Here is a 14,270-nt window from a genome sequence, read left to right as displayed (position 1 = left end):
TCAGCGCAAATCAGATAATCTGAAAGTTGTACCGACGCGAAACTCGACCTTATGTAATTTTGAACCGTCAAACTGAGCAACCGTCTCCACGCGGAAGAAGCGCAGAATATGGTCCAGCCCGTACACAATTTCTGAATAATGACGTGAAGTTGGGGAGAATAGATAATGAACCTGTACCGTTTCTTTTAGTCCTGACAAACGAAAAACGGGTAATTGCGTCACCAAAAAGCGCTGCATGGACCATAGCGCGTGACCTTCAATAAACCAGGATCTGGTGCTGTGCGCGTAATAAGGCAGGCTGCGGAATTGTGCGAGCGGGTCTCCCATTCTGAAAAAAGATTCATTGCCAAGGAAATGCCGGAAGTCGGGGAAGTAGAGTTCTTTTTTGCTCAAAAATCCTCCTCCTTTAATCGAATACCGTATCGTGTTTCTTGGCCCCAAGTCAATCGATTGACGTATGCCTCCCTGAAGAAACTTGTAATCCACATCACCTGCAAAGGGCAACCCACTTTTGTAAAGAACACTGAATGCCGGTTTTTTACTTTGTAAATAGCGTTTTTCACCATTTCTGACCAGATACCTTCTCCATGGACGGATGTCAGCACTGAACTGAAAAATCAAAGCATCATGATTCGGGAAGCCGGTGTTTTCAAGTTCATCATTAAGCGGGCGGTTCGGGATAAAGGTTCTGTTCGACCAGTTGATATAAGATTGCAGGTTTTCCATGTCAAACAACTCCTGCCTTTTTTCGTATTCCAAACTGGTATTAATGCTCAGCACATCCAAAATATTTCGGAAGGAATATTCTGCTTTCAGAAATTTCGACTGATACAATTTGGCCCGGTTTCGTTCAAAAATCAGCGTCGATATGGTATTGCCAAAAGGTGTTATCGGGTTATCCCGGTTAATCTGATTTACCATTTCACCCCCGGTCAGCAATAAATTGGATCGTTTGTTGCCAATGTTTGCCTGTAAATTTCCATTAAAACGGTCGCGCCCGAAAGTGTACCGGGCATAAGGCCGGATATTAAAATAACTTGATTTACTCCACTTTTTCTGATATTCCGCAGCCAGATTAAGCGCATATCCTTCCACTGTGTTATAGTAAAAAGCAAGAAGCGGACTTTCAATGTGCAAGGAATGCTGATTTTTGAAATTGTAGGTATTGCCAACTAAAATATGATGTCCTTTGAAATAGGTAGAGTCGGGCCGGCTATTTTCTTTCGCAGCATCTTTGATAATCTTGATGCTGTCCTGCATGGCATAACTTTGTACCTCTGAATTGGTCAGCGGGATCGGACGGAGATTTTCCCAATAAACGGTGTCCCTTTTGTTCGCCATTGAATCGATAACAATGGAATCTTCGCGGACGATCCTGGTGTCCTCGCCTTTCTTTTTGTTCTCCTTTTTTAATTCCTTTTCATATTCTTTGGTGAATTTTTTCAGGTTTTTAGTCGAGAATTCTTTTTGGTCGCGAATCATCTTTTCCAGATTTTTCTTTCGGACTTTTTCCGCGGCTTCCGCATCCACTTTCGGGTCATGCACTACGATTTCTTCCTTTAACCCCGGATCGATATCCATCTTTTGATAAGTCAGTGAAACCAGATACTTGAATTCGCCTGCAAACCCCAGATAACTTCCCTTGATCCTGAACTGCTGGTTAACCGGGAGCCAGATATTTTGCACAGGGTTGAAAATCTGCTTGGCAGAAATATCAAGTCCGCTCGTTGTTGTTTCCAGGTCGTAGCTGTGAATGGCCCAGCGTTCATCAATGATGTACAAACTGCCGCGGAAAATCCCCTCCCCATAGGCTTTCGGAATAACTTTGATTTTGTTGATGATCTGCCCGCGATCTTCGAAATAACCCTCGTACTCAAACCTGTAATAAGAGAAAGCTTTGGGTGAGAGTGGGGAGATTGTTCCGGCAATTTCGGGACTATATAAACTGGCTAAAATGTATTCATTAGGCGAAGGAATACTATTGTCCAGGCTATTGCGGGTAGAAATAATATGCTGTTTGAAATTATTGGGCCGACGGTACTGAATTTCGGCAACACTTTCATTGATAATGGCTTTTCCTTCCTGAACACCTTCTTTTTTCAACCGTCTTTCTACAAGATAGGGAATTTTTGTAGGCAGCGCGGTACTTCTGGAATAGACTTTCGCCGTGTACGACCGGACTTGTAATTGGTGAAAACGCGCTTTGGAAATGGCTTTCCGCATGATCGTGTAGGCAGGATCTTCCCGTTTGTTGTCAACTTTTACTTCGTCCAGGTTAAGAGCCTGTTCTTCAAGGGTGATGTTCAATTCCTTAAAGTCATTTCCTATGACCACATTTTGGGTCAGGGTTTTGAAGCCGAGATATTGAAAAACAACTTCATAAGAGCCAGCCGGCAAACTGAATTCATACAAACCTTCGTCATTAGCGATGGTCCCTTCGCTCGTACCCTTGATAACGATTCCTGCATAAGGCAACGCCTCACCTTTTTTATTGGCAATACGACCTTTTATGCCTCCCGCCTGTGCTAACGAAACGATGAAACAAAACAGAAACGAAAAAAGGAAAAAGCGCATAAATTAAGTTCGGGATGTTCAGATTTTTTGATCAGGTACGCAAATGAAACTTTATTCCTTAAGAGAATGGCCGCAATTGCTGCAAAAATTTGCGTTTAACGGCATTCTTTTTCCACAAGACAAACATTCCGTCAGATCACTTTTCTTGGGAACCGGCTGAGATCTTGACATTTCAACCGTTACAATCCCTGTGGGTACGGCAATAATTGCATAACCCATAATCATCACAAGTGAAGAAATGACCTGTCCAAGCGGTGTTTGCGGGGTAAGATCACCATAACCGACCGTGGTTATGGTCACAATTGCCCAGTAAATACTTTGTGGAATGCTTGTAAAACCATTTTCTTCTCCCTCTACTACATACATAATCGTGCCTATGATCAAAACCAGGGCAACAATGAAGAGCATGAAGACTGTTATTTTCTGCAAACTGGCGGCTATGGCCGTCTTTAAAACCTGCGCGTGATGAACAAAACTGCTTAATTTGAGAATTCTGAAAACGCGTAAAAGCCGTAAAATACGTATCGTGATCAGATAATGCCCCGACGGCATGAAATAGGTAAGATAAAATGGGATGATCGAGAGGAGATCGATGATGCCGTAAAAACTCAGCAGGTATTTTAGCGGCTTGGGGTGACTGTAAATCCTTAGAAAATATTCTATCGTGAATACGATGGTGAAGAAGGTTTCAAGATAGAAAAAAGTGGATTCGTAACTGGCTCTTATTTTGGGGACGCTTTCCAGGCAGACCACCAGAATACTGATTAGGATAAACCACAGCAGGAAAACGTCGAACAGTCGTCCTTTTCTGGTATTTGCTCCGAAAATGATGATAAAAAGTTGCCCCCGTAACGAATTACGATCTATTGCCATGACACTACAATTGATATGTAAGCCGGCAATGTAGCAAAAGCCCGGGTCTTGCACAAAATGCAGGCACCCGGGCTTTGGTTTTATGGTCGTATGAAAGCTGTTTTAGCAGTTTCCGTCCGTTGTGCAGCTATCTCCTTCGGCGTAGGTCAAAAGAGGGGCCGGGTTTTCCTTTTCCCATTCCTGAAATGACTGTTGCAATGCGCCAAGGAATGTTTCGGTTTGCTGAGCTCCCGAAACGGCATATTTTCGGTCGAGAACAAAAAACGGAACGCCTCTCGCGCCAACCTGCTGTGCTTCATAGACATCTTTGCGGACATCTTCCGCAAACTGATTGCTGTTTAACACATTTTTTACATCCGTCGCTTCAAGACCTATTTTGGCTCCAAGGTCAGCCAGAACGCCATGATCCGCTGTGTTTTTTCCTTCTGTGAAATACGCATGGAACAGCGCTTCTTCAGCCTCTGATCCCAATTTATTTTTCTTGGCAAACTGAATAAACCGGTGGCTGTCAAATGAATTGGCCAGCACTGTTTTATCCATGTGATATTCCAGACCTACTTCTTCCGCGATGCCCGTAACGTGGTCCAGCATTTGTGTGGCGTGGTCAGGGGTAATGCCCTTCGCTTCAACCAGATATTCGACAATACTTCTGTCAGGATCTGTTTCCATGTCAGGATTTAACTGAAAACTTTTCCATTCTACTTCAATTCTGTCTTTTTGTGGAAACTGTTCCAGTGCCTTCTCAAACTTGCGCTTGCCGATATAACACCAGGGACACATTACATCACTCCATATTTCAACTTTCATCGTCGTTTTGTTTTAAGTTCTGAGCAATGTCTGCCATCGAAAATCAGATGGTAACAAAAAGCTCTTCATGTGCTTTTCTTACTTTTTTCGCACTGGCCAAAGCGTCATTTTCGCTGTCGCGATAGCCCAGCGTCATAATCACAACACTGTTGAGGCCTTTTTCGTTTAAGCCTAAAATTTCATCCAGTCCTTTTGCGTCAAATCCTTCCATCGGTGTTGCGTCGATTTGCTCGGAAGCAGCAGCAACCAGCGCGTGACCCAGGGCAATGTAAGCCTGACGGGCGGCCCATTGTGCATTTACTTCTTCGCTGCGGCTTAACAGACCCGCGCTTATTGAATTTTTGAATCCATCAAGCGACTCCACCGGTATGCTGCGTGTGTCTGCAATCAGGTTCATGTAGTCTGACACATTTTCAGCAGTCAGTTTATTGTATGCAGCAAAAACCAAAAGGTGTGAAGCTTCGATGACCTGTGGCTGCGAATAAGCCACTTTGTGAATTTTTTCTTTTACTGCCTGATCTTCAATAACAAAGACGGTATAAGGTTGCAAACCGGCCGAAGATGGTGAAAGTTTGATGGCTTCCAGAATCACGTCCAGTTTTTCGGACGGGATTTTATTGCCGTTCATTCTTTTTGTAGCATAACGCCAGTTTAATGTTTCTATCAGGTTATTCATTGTAGCAAAATTTTATTTAAATTTGATGATGCAAACTTAAATAAATATACTATACATTTGTAAGTGCTATACAAAAGGATAGTAATAAAGTTTTTAGACAACCATCATGGAAGCGAAAGAAGCATTTTTGGAAGAAAGATTGAATCACAGTGATTGCGCGAAAAGCTTGTTGCCTGTTCGTGATGCACTGGATGCGTTAAACGGCAAGTGGAAGTTACAGATCATCATTTCGCTGATGTTTGGAAACAAACGTTTCACTCAGATTGCGAAGGAGATTCCGAATATAACCGACAAAATGTTGTCAAAAGAATTGAGAGATCTGGAAGCGAATGAGCTGGTGAAACGTACTGTTTACGATTCGATACCGGTGGTGGTGGAATACACGCTGACAGAACACGGACACTCGCTGCGGGAATTAATTGATGTGCTGAGGGTGTGGGGTGTCAAGCACAGGAATCTGGTGATGGGGCGGGAGGTTGTTGAGAGTTGACGGTTGTCTGTCGATTGATTATTGACCATTAACCATTGTCAATCGGCAATGGTCAATGGTCAACAAAAAAATTAAGCCAAACGGTTGATGCAGTTCAAGTCTTCGAAAGCTACTTTCAAACGAGCGATCATGCTTTCTTCGCCTTTACGCAACCAAACGCGTGGATCGTAATATTTCTTGTTTGGAGAATCAGCGCTTTCAGGGTTTCCTAATTGAGACTGAAGGTATCCTTCTTTGTCTTTGTAATATTTAAGAATTCCTTCCCAAGTTGACCACTGAACGTCAGTATCGATGTTCATTTTGATCGCACCGTACTCGATAGCTTCGCGGATTTCTTCACGTGAAGAACCTGATCCACCGTGGAATACGAAGTTTACAGGGAGTTCACCCGTTCCGAATTTCTCCTGGATGTAGTTCTGAGAATTACGAAGGATTTTCGGCTCCAATTTCACGTTACCTGGTTTGTAAACACCGTGAACGTTTCCAAATGCTGCTGCAATGGTGAAGTTAGGAGAGATTTTGCTCAATTCAGCATAAGCATAAGCAACTTCCTCAGGCTGCGTGTAAAGTTTCGAGCTGTCAACATCGCTGTTATCAACACCGTCTTCTTCTCCACCAGTTACACCCAATTCGATTTCAAGTGTCATGCCTAATTTAGACATACGCTCAAAATATCTGCTGCAAATTTCGATGTTTTCTTCAAGAGGCTCCTCTGACAAGTCGATCATGTGAGAGCTGTACAAAGGCTTGCCATATTGATCAAAATGACGCTCACCTGCATCCAAAAGACCGTCGATCCAAGGAAGAAGTTTTTTAGCGCAGTGGTCTGTATGTAAAATTACAGGAACGCCATAAACCTCAGACATAAGATGTACGTGCTGGGCTCCTGAGATACTTCCTGCAATAGCAGCTTTCTGATTTGTATTTGATACACTCTTTCCCGCGTAAAAAATTCCGCCACCATTCGAAAATTGAATAATAACGGGACTGTTCACAGCCGCAGCCGTTTCCAATACTGCATTCACTGAGTTAGTGCCTACAACGTTAACAGCCGGAAGGGCATAATTATTTTCGTTGGCATGACGGAAAATTTCGCTAACTCCGTCACCGGTAATAACACCGGCAGGAAAGCGTTTTGTGGTTTCGCTCATAGTAAAATAAGATATTTTATCAAGAAATAATTTTACAATTCGGGTATTGATGCCCAATTGTACAGGAATTGCCGCAAGTTAACGATTTTACAGAAAACGGGAGGGATATGTAGAGGATATTATAGCGTCGGCAGATCATTTTACCGAGCTTGACCATTTTGATTCATTCTGTGTATATTTGAAAAAGAATAGCGTATAACAACGTCTTGATTGTCACCAGACGTTATTAAGTTACAAAATTAAAATTGCATGTCTCCAAAATTAACCCGAACCATTCTTCTTGCCGGCACCGTCGGTTTTTTAATTGTATGGGTTCTCGAATTTCGCCGCACCACCTTATTTGATAGCTACTGGCTTTTGTTATTGAGTATAACCTGTCTGTTGTTTTTCCAGTTTAACCGGCTGAAATCTTCATTGACCGCCAAGAAAAAAGCGGAAGAAGAGGAGCTGGCAAAAACGGCTAAAAAGGCAGTTGCATCTAAAACCATCAAGAAATGAATCTTCTGTTAGTCGGTTTTGCAGTATTTTTCTTTGTGCTGGCAGGTTATTACGGGGCTGTCCGGGCGGTTTTGCTGGATGTGTCCATTGACCGCTACTCACTGAGGAATGAAAATGCATCGCAAATTTTTCAAACGCTGTATTGGCGTCGGCTTTTGCGCATGGTCCGGCTGGCGGTTGTGGCACTCGGCTGTTTTTATGCGGTTACCTTTGTTTTTCCAATCCTCAGAGATTCGCTTGGCCTGGCAGAAGAGCTTACCGTTGCCGTACTTTTTGTAGGATTGGCTGTTTTATGGATATCCTGTTATACCTGCTGGGTCCGGATCGGGCATAGTTTTCCAAAAGTTCTGGACCTGCAATCTTTCCCTGTCCGGTTTGCCGAATGGGTGATGACACCACTATATTGGTTTGTCGAGCCTTTTGTGAAGGAGAATGCCTTGTCATACTATTTGCGCGATGAAGCGGCTTCGGCTGATGATCCTGATTTCGATGACCACAGCATTGAGGAAAGGATGTTCATCAACGCGCTGGATTTCAAGGATCTGCGGATTCGTGATTGCATGATTCCGAGAACGGAAATTTCGGCGGTAAATGTAAATGATACCATTGAAGATCTTAAAAGAGCGTTTCTGACAAGCGGACACTCCAAAATAATTGTTTACCGTGAGTCCGTGGATGATATCCTGGGTTACTGCCATGCCTTGTCTCTTTTTCGTAAACCCAAGGAAATCAGCGGTATCGTAACGCCGATTCTGATCGTGCCGGAAGCCATGCCTGCCAGCGATCTGATGTTACGTTTTCTGGAAGAAAGAAGAAGTCTGGCCCTGGTGGTGGACGAATTTGGCGGGACTTCGGGACTTGTCAGTGTGGAGGATGTGGTTGAGCAGATTTTTGGCGAAATTCAGGATGAATATGACTCGACGGAAGACTGGACGGAGCGTAAGGTTGACGATAATACCTACATTCTGAGCGCGCGTCATGAGGTGGATTATCTCAATGAAAAATATGGCTGGGAACTTCCTGAGGGGGATTACGATACCCTGGCGGGAATGCTGATACAGGTGCATGGAGATTTACCGGAAGTAAATGATGAAATTGACATGCCGCCATATTCGTTTCAGATTATATCCATGCAGGATACCAGAATTGAATTGGTAAAGCTGACCCGTGTACGAAACGGAGGCGGTCATGTGAGTGTAGAAAACAATGAAATTTAACCATTTAAACAACCTCAGAAACTTATTCCGATGACTGTCTGTAACCCATTTAAAGTATTCTTTTCGTTTGCAGTTGTTTTGCTGACAATAACTGGCGCCGGCGTTTTTGCTCAGAAACCGGCCGATGATTTTCGCAGGAAAATTGAAAAGATTATTCCGGAAGCGAAGGGTACGGTTGGCGTTGCGATTATGGGACTGGAAGACAGGGAGACGTTTTTGTTCAATGAAGGATTGCGATATCCTATGCAAAGTGTATATAAATTTCCGCTTGCTATGGCCGTGTTGGATCAGGTTGACAAGGGTAAATTGTCGCTGAACCAGAAAATCCGTGTTACGCCGAAGGACTTGCTGCCTAATACATGGAGCCCCATCCGGGAAAAATATCCGAAAGGAAATGTAGATTTAAAGTTATCGGAAATACTGGCTTACACGGTTTCGCAAAGTGATAACAACGGGTGTGATATCCTGTTCCGCTTGCTGGGAGGCCCTAAAAAAGTGGACGCCTATGTGCAAAATCTTGGTGTTAAAAGTATCGTTATCGCCGCGACGGAAGAGGAAATGCACAGTGAATGGAAGGTACAATTTACCAACTGGTGCAAACCGCGTGCGATGCTGCGTTTGCTAGATATCCTGTATAAAGGAAAGGCGCTGTCAAAAACCAGCAATGATTTTCTTTTAAAGATCATGACGGAAACGACTTCGGGTCCTAATAAAATCAAAGGTTTGTTGCCTAAGAACGCGCAGGTTGCGCATAAGACCGGTCTGTCTGATACCAAGGACGGAATACTGGCTGCGACCAACGATGCAGGAATTATGACACTTCCCAACGGCGAGCATGTTGCCATCGTTGTTTTTGTGTCCAATACCCCGGTAGATGAAAAAACACGCGATGGTGTGATCGCGCAAATTTCAAAAGCCGCCTGGGATTATTTTTTAGCTAAAAAGTAGTGTCTTAATTGTTATTCACTGCTTACTCATTGATTAAATTGTGCAGATAAAAGTAGAAAACGTAGGTAAGAAATTCATTCAGGAGTGGATCATCCGCCGGGCGAGTTTTGTGTTGGAAGGAGGGCAGAAATATGTTTTTGTCGGCCCGAACGGGAGCGGGAAATCAACGCTTTTACAATTGCTGACGGGCATGACCCCGGCTACCGAAGGCACGATTAGTTATCTGGGTCAATCGGGAAAGGAAATTGACGTTGAAAAATGGTACAAACATCTGGTGGTTGCAGCGCCTTATCTCGAATTGATTGAAGAGTTTACGTTAAGAGAACTGGTCGATTTTCACAAGAAATTCAAACCGTTAAAAAACAATATTTCCACGGCTGATTTCGAGGATTTTATACAATTGCCGCATGCCAGTGGCAAAGTGGTCCGTCATTTTTCATCAGGTATGAAACAGCGGGTAAAACTGGGGCTGGCATTTATGTCGGATGTTCCTGTTATTTTTCTGGATGAACCCACGACAAATTTGGATGTAACCGGTATAAACTGGTATCTTGACAACGTTATTTCGGCCACTGAAAATCAGCTCGTTTTACTGGGCTCGAATGTGAAGCAGGAATATGAGTTTTGCGAAAATATCATCTCGGTTTCTGCGTTCAAATAGAAACGGAACAAGTTTGGATTATGGGGAAAACTATACAATGTCTTTTGATTTTGGTACTGGTTTTTTGTGCGGCGGTTACGACATCGTCCGGTGCCGGTATGTACTTTATCCAAAACAAAGGCCAATGGGACGCTGATATCTTGTTCCGAACCGAGATCCCCGGCGGATTCTTATTCCTGAAAAACAAATCACTGGTTTATGTCCTGTACGATGCTTCTAAGGTATCCGCCCTGCACGGTAAGGCAACAACTTCTTCCTCAATAGCGAAAACACCTGTACCTAAAAGTCCGGTGATCGATGCACATGGTGTGGAAGTCCGGTTTGAAAATTGTAATGCTGAAATTAAATACGTTACAAAAAATCAGGTTAAGCCCCGTTTTAATTATTTTCTCGGCGGGAATGCATCTCCCGCTGGCGATGCCGGAGCCTATGAAGAAGTGATTTATCAGCGTGTTTATCCCGGAATTGATCTGCGTATCTATATTTACGACAGCACACTGAAATACGAATTTATTGTTCATCCGCAGGCCGATGCTTCCCGGATTCGTCTGAAATATGAGGGAGCCAGCGATGTAAGCATAAATGAGTCGGGGCAGACAATTATCAAAACGTCCGTTGGGCAGTTTAAGGAGGCTCAGCCTTATTCTTACCAGATTATCAATAAAAAAACGCAGGACGTAGCGTCGCGGATTGTTCTTTCTGAAAAGAATAACATTCAGTTTTCCTTGCCCAAAGGATATGACAAGTCACAAACACTAACCATTGATCCGGAACTGATCTTTTCAACGTATTCGGGTTCAACGGCAGACAACTGGGGGCACACCGCGACGTATGATGCGGGAGGAAATCTGTACTCCGGTGGTACCGTTTTTGGTGTCGGTTTCCCGGCGACTACCGGCGCGTTTCAGGTGAGATTTTCGGCGTTGATCGATGTAGGAATTCTTAAATTCAGTCCGGATGGAAGTCAGCTGCTTTACGCAACATATCTCGGTGGAAATAACACAGAAGTTCCAAACAGCCTGATCGTAAACAGTAAAAATGAGCTGCTGATTTTTGGTACAACCTCTTCCACCAACTTCCCAACAAGTACCGCAGCCTATCAGAAAACATTTGGCGGAGGCGTGTCTATAGAGCCGGTTGGAGGTATTGAACTGGGGAACGGAAGTGATATTTTTGTGTCAAAATTAAGTGCAGATGGAAAACAACTGACAGCCTCTACTTACGTTGGCGGAAGTGGCAATGATGGATTAAGTAACACGGATATTGTTAAAATCAGAAATTATGGTGATAGTTTCCGGGGTGAAATCGAGCTTGACGATCAGGACAATGTGATTGTAGTTACGTCAACAAATTCCGAAAATTTTCCATTGCAAAACCCGGATCAAAATAAGCTTTCCGGTATTCAGGATGGTGTTTTGATTAAACTTTCCCCGGAACTAAATGCAATGTTGTGGGGAACATACATTGGCGGAAATGGTTTTGATGCAGTTTTTTCCGTTAAACCGGCTCAAAACGGGGACGTTTATCTGACGGGGATAACCCAGAGTAACAATTTACCAACGGGCAGCACATCTTATCAGCCCAAACTAAACGGAGTGGAGGATGCTTTTGTGGCAGTTTATGCCAATGGAAAGCTGAAAGGAATGACATATCTGGGTACCAGTGCCGCCGATGGTGCCTATCTTCTGGATCTCGATCCGAATGAAAATATTTTTGTTTATGGGCTAACGCTCGGAGACTATCCGGTGAGCAAGGGCGTGTACAGCAATGCGAAAAGTAATCAGTTTATTCATGCATTGGACCACTCGCTTTCCAAGTCTGTTTTTTCGACGACAATAGGTGCGGGACGGGGTGTACCAGACATTTCTCCTACCGCCTTTCTCGTTAGCGAGTGTGGCAATATTTACATTGCCGGTTGGGGCGGTGACGTGAACATAACTACCCGATATAATATGGCAAGTAGTACGTTGGGGTTGCCGGTAACCGAGGATGCGATGCAGCCCATAACCACCGGCAATAATTTCTATATCGCGATACTGGAAGAGGGTGCGAAATCGCTTTTGTATGCAACATTTTTCGGCAGCAGCGACCGCCAGGCGGAAGGTGATCATGTGGATGGCGGAACCAGCCGTTTTGATAAAAATGGGATCATCTATCACGCAACCTGCTCTTGTGGTGGAAGTAATTTCCCGATAACGCCGCAGGCCTGGTCAAAAACAAACAAAAGTCCTAACTGCAATAACGCGGCATTTAAAATAGATATCGACCGGCTGAAAGCGGATTTTGATGTGTATGCAGGAGAGAAAAAAAATGTCCTGGCCGGATGCGCGCCCTTAACCCTGGATTTTATCAATGCGAGTGAAGGTGGAGTGGAATATTTTTGGGAGATCAACGGGAACGGCATATCCAGAGAGGAAGATGGGGGAAGTTACACGTTTACAGAAGCCGGAGAGTACAAGGTGACGCTCAAAGCTTATAACAGGCTAAGTTGCAAGCGCATGGACATGGCCGAAAAAATAATCAGGATTGAAAGTGTCAATGCGAAAGTGATCCCGGACACAACGGTTTGTGAGAATAAAACGATAAGTCTCTTTGCAAGTGGCGGCACAAAATATCAGTGGTCCCCTGCCGCAGGACTGGATAATCCTGCAAGTGCCTCGCCGAAAGTAACCACCGATAAAACGACAGAATACAGTGTGACGATCAGTACAGCGAATGGTTGCTCGGTAATTAAAAAGGTGACTGTCCGTGTTGATGAAAATGAAGATTTTGTTGCGCAATCCGGACTTACGGCCTGCGCCGGCAGCCCGGTTACGCTCACGGTTTCGGGAGAGGCTTCGGAATATCATTGGACGGGAGATTCAACGTTAAGCGCGACAACCGGTAAATCGGTTACTGTTAGCCCTGCACAAACGACAACCTATACGATTGAAGGGATTTATTCAGAGGGTTGTCATCCGAAACGACAGATTACTGTCACGGTCGATAAGGCGCATGCACCGGCTTTTGAAATTGTAAGGTCTGGCGGAGAATGCAACAAACCTGTGAAATACTCGATGCTGAATAAAACAGCAAATGCTCAGCGATATGACTGGAATCTTGGCGCTTCGGGCGGGATTACAACGACCAATATTGACGATTATATTTATGAAACTCCCGGGAAATATGTTGTCACTTTAACTTCATTTAATACTTCTGGCTGTGCGCTTTCTGTGTCCAGAGAGCTGGTTGCCGAGCCGGCGCTGGTGATCGCCAATGTAATTACACCGAATGGAGACGGGAAAAATGACACTTTTGTAATACCCATGCCAGGCTCCTCTCTGGAAGTTTACAACCGATGGGGGAAAAGCATTTTCAAGGCTACGAATTATAAAGACGACTGGGGGAAGGGAGTGGCCAACGGAACTTATTTTTATGTGGTAGACACACCGGGTGGAAATCATTGCAAAGGGTGGTTTGAAGTTTTGGAGTAATGATGAAGTTATTCCGGTAGGAATAATTAGCTTTAAGTATTCTTAAAGCATTAAAAATCAAAGTTATAAAGTATGAAAAAATTATTTGTTCTGCTATTTGTTTTGACGGCTTCCTATACTTCATTCGGACAATCGGCTGCGCATTTTGGAAAGGAGATCAATGACAAAAAAGCGATAGCAGCCAGTGATTTGCCCAAAACAATGGGTGTGAAAGACGAATTAAATACAAAAGTTACCGGAACGGTTGAGTCTGTCTGCCAGGTTAAGGGTTGCTGGATGAAGGTGAAAATGGACAATGGTGAGACGATGCGCGTGATGTTCAAAGATTACGCCTTTTTTGTACCGAAAGACATCGCCGGAAAAACAGTTGTTTTTGAGGGCGAAGCGCAAGTGAAAACCGTGCCCGTTGAACATTTGCAACATTACGCGAAAGACGCAGGAAAAAGCAATGAGGAAATTGCCAAAATCACAGAACCTAAAAAAGAGCTGACTTTCATAGCGGATGGTGTAATCGTAAAGTAGTTATTTGAATATGATTTCATGAATTGGCGGGCTGGGTGCATGGCTACCTTCTGTTTCTAGCCAGTTGTTTTTGTGTTTAATTAAGACGTCTTAGGAGTTACCTTTTTGAAATAATTCATTTCCTGCTATTCACAGGAGGCTCCTATGGAGCCGTAATATTAATTATTCCCTTTGTTTTCTATAAACAGGGAGCTCCTGCGGAGCTGAATTCAGGAATAGGCTTTTTTTGTTAATCTAGTCAAAAACGATGTTATCCTTAAATTCTCGCTGGCCGCAATTTTCGGGTTTTCTTGTTTAGTAACCAACTTGTTTCCGCGACCGCCGGCATTGCCGCCTCCTGTTTCTAGCCAAAAATTTGTTATTATCTATTCAAGACTCCG

The 14,270-nt window shown here is 43.8% G+C and carries 12 protein-coding genes; 7 read left to right on the top strand and 5 right to left on the bottom strand.

The window, feature by feature from the left end:
* The 4 genes from M1L62_RS19215 to M1L62_RS19200 all read right to left on the bottom strand — a co-directional run bounded on the left by M1L62_RS19215 (position 1) and on the right by M1L62_RS19200 (position 4,930).
* Entirely contained in the window at positions 1-2,574 is a 2,574-nt protein-coding gene (locus tag M1L62_RS19215) for a DUF5686 and carboxypeptidase regulatory-like domain-containing protein (RefSeq protein ID WP_254561244.1), read from the bottom strand.
* Positions 2,575-2,625: 51 nt separating this feature from the next.
* Positions 2,626-3,447: an ion transporter gene (locus tag M1L62_RS19210; RefSeq protein ID WP_254561243.1), complete on the bottom strand. Its 822-nt coding sequence runs from the start codon at positions 3,445-3,447 to the stop codon at positions 2,626-2,628.
* 102 nt (positions 3,448-3,549) lie between these two features.
* Positions 3,550-4,254, bottom strand: a complete 705-nt coding sequence (locus M1L62_RS19205; RefSeq protein WP_254561242.1) for a DsbA family oxidoreductase — start codon at positions 4,252-4,254, stop codon at positions 3,550-3,552.
* Positions 4,255-4,297: 43 nt separating this feature from the next.
* On the bottom strand, positions 4,298-4,930 hold the full coding sequence (locus tag M1L62_RS19200; RefSeq protein WP_254561241.1) for an NAD(P)H-dependent oxidoreductase: 633 nt from the start codon (positions 4,928-4,930) through the stop codon (positions 4,298-4,300).
* A 106-nt stretch (positions 4,931-5,036) separates the two neighbouring features.
* Here M1L62_RS19200 and M1L62_RS19195 point away from each other — a divergent pair, with 106 nt between their 5' ends.
* Complete coding sequence (locus tag M1L62_RS19195; protein ID WP_254561240.1) at positions 5,037-5,420, top strand: winged helix-turn-helix transcriptional regulator; 384 nt, start codon at positions 5,037-5,039, stop codon at positions 5,418-5,420.
* A 71-nt stretch (positions 5,421-5,491) separates the two neighbouring features.
* Here the strand turns inward: M1L62_RS19195 and fbaA are convergent, their stop codons facing one another.
* Entirely contained in the window at positions 5,492-6,571 is a 1,080-nt protein-coding gene (gene fbaA / locus M1L62_RS19190) for a class II fructose-bisphosphate aldolase (RefSeq protein WP_254561239.1), read from the bottom strand.
* A gap of 249 nt (positions 6,572-6,820) precedes the next feature.
* Here fbaA and M1L62_RS19185 point away from each other — a divergent pair, with 249 nt between their 5' ends.
* From M1L62_RS19185 to M1L62_RS19160, 6 genes are all read left to right on the top strand, one after another.
* Complete coding sequence (locus tag M1L62_RS19185; protein WP_254561238.1) at positions 6,821-7,069, top strand: hypothetical protein; 249 nt, start codon at positions 6,821-6,823, stop codon at positions 7,067-7,069.
* The gene (locus M1L62_RS19180; RefSeq protein ID WP_254561237.1) at positions 7,066-8,286 is read left to right on the top strand and encodes a hemolysin family protein; all 1,221 of its coding nucleotides are present in this window, start codon (positions 7,066-7,068) and stop codon (positions 8,284-8,286) included. The genes M1L62_RS19185 and M1L62_RS19180 overlap by 4 nt, the downstream gene beginning before the upstream one ends.
* A 30-nt stretch (positions 8,287-8,316) precedes the next feature.
* On the top strand, positions 8,317-9,234 hold the full coding sequence (bla, locus tag M1L62_RS19175) for a class A beta-lactamase, subclass A2 (protein WP_254561236.1): 918 nt from the start codon (positions 8,317-8,319) through the stop codon (positions 9,232-9,234).
* Positions 9,235-9,274: 40 nt separating this feature from the next.
* A complete protein-coding gene (locus tag M1L62_RS19170) occupies positions 9,275-9,895 on the top strand; it encodes an ABC transporter ATP-binding protein (RefSeq protein ID WP_254561235.1) in 621 nt (206 codons plus the stop codon).
* A gap of 20 nt (positions 9,896-9,915) precedes the next feature.
* Complete coding sequence (locus tag M1L62_RS19165) at positions 9,916-13,368, top strand: T9SS type B sorting domain-containing protein (RefSeq protein ID WP_254561234.1); 3,453 nt, start codon at positions 9,916-9,918, stop codon at positions 13,366-13,368.
* Between the two features lie 72 nt (positions 13,369-13,440).
* Complete coding sequence (locus M1L62_RS19160; RefSeq protein ID WP_254561233.1) at positions 13,441-13,890, top strand: DUF4920 domain-containing protein; 450 nt, start codon at positions 13,441-13,443, stop codon at positions 13,888-13,890.
* The last annotated feature ends 380 nt before the right edge of the window (positions 13,891-14,270 follow it).

Source organism: Dyadobacter diqingensis, from assembly GCF_024220585.1.
Lineage (GTDB): Bacteria > Bacteroidota > Bacteroidia > Cytophagales > Spirosomataceae > Dyadobacter > Dyadobacter diqingensis.
Note: the sequence above shows the minus strand (reverse complement) of the source record. Positions and strands in the feature narration are given on the sequence as shown.